Here is a 1,079-nt window from a genome sequence, read left to right on the forward strand (position 1 = left end):
CCTTGCCGACCAGGTCGGCGCCGACGTCGGCGGCCTTGGTGAAGATGCCGCCGCCGACCCTCGTCGGGGCCGAGCAGGTGGTCGAGGGTCTCCGTGGTGCAGGGGAGTAGCGCGCTGTCCGTGTGTGCCGCGAGGTAGGTGTGGAGTGCGGTGAGGGCCTGGCGGGGGCTCTCGGCGTGGGTGATCTCCAGTGGGCCGTCGAAACCGGCGAAGCGGACCCGCTCCGAGAGCGGACGGTCCTCGTTGAACTCGCGCATCCAGCGGACGAGTTCGCGGTTGGCCTCGGACGCCCCGAAGCCGTGGCTGAAGCCGCGGGCCATCACCTCGTCGAGGGTGCCGGTGCCCGACGTGACGTAGTCGTCCACGAGCAGGCCGGCCAGGCAGTCGCTCTCGATCGCGATGGTCCGGTAGTGCTCCCGCTCGACGAGCCCGCGGAAGATCTCGTTGCGCACGTCGAGCAGGACGTCCTCGCCGTGGGTGGGCTCGCCCAGGGCGAGGAGGCGGGGCCGGGCGGGGAGCAGCCCCATGACGGTGGTGGCGTCGACGGTATGGACGGCGTCTGTGAGAGGAACGGTCATTTCCTCAACGGTATCGTTGAACCTTCGGTTGAAACTTGGTGCGGGACATGGGCTGTTCAGTGGGGCGAAACCTTCAAAGGGGCGGGCAGCTCAGGCCCGTCGACCTGGCACGCGGGCACGGTCTGTCCACGCAGGCGGTGAGGAACTACGAGGCGGACGGCATCCTCCCGGCCGCCGAGCGGACCGCGCACGGCTACCGGACCTACACACCGCACCACGCACAGGCCCTGCGCGCGTTCCTTGCCCTCGTGCCCGGACACGGCCATCAGACGGCCGCGTCGATCATGCGGGCCGTCAACCGGAGCGCGACCGAGGAGGCGCTGCGGCTCGTCGACGAGAGCCACGCCCAGCTGCTCGACGACCGCCGTACCCTCCAGGCCGTCGAGGCGGCGCTCGGCGACCTGAGCCCGGTACCGCAGGAACGCGGCGACATGTTCGTCGGGCCGCTGGCGAACATGCTCGGCGATGGCGGGCAGCAGCTGCGGGGGACCGGCCTGTTCG

At 70.7% G+C, this 1,079-nt stretch carries 2 protein-coding genes and 1 pseudogene; 1 reads left to right on the plus strand and 2 read right to left on the minus strand.

Going from position 1 to position 1,079, the window contains the following annotated elements:
- On the minus strand, positions 1–46 hold a 46-nt coding region (locus ABZ896_RS52815), incomplete at its 3' end, for a hypothetical protein (protein ID WP_360946707.1).
- A 13-nt stretch (positions 47–59) separates the two neighbouring features.
- A pseudogene (locus ABZ896_RS52820) lies at positions 60–578 on the minus strand (erythromycin esterase family protein); the annotation flags it as partial.
- Positions 579–637: 59 nt separating this feature from the next.
- Here ABZ896_RS52820 and ABZ896_RS52825 point away from each other — a divergent pair.
- Positions 638–1,079 (plus strand): MerR family DNA-binding transcriptional regulator (locus ABZ896_RS52825; RefSeq protein ID WP_360946710.1); only part of this gene is annotated, 442 nt, incomplete at its 3' end.

The organism is Streptomyces sp. NPDC047072 (assembly GCF_040643855.1).
GTDB lineage: Bacteria > Actinomycetota > Actinomycetes > Streptomycetales > Streptomycetaceae > Streptomyces.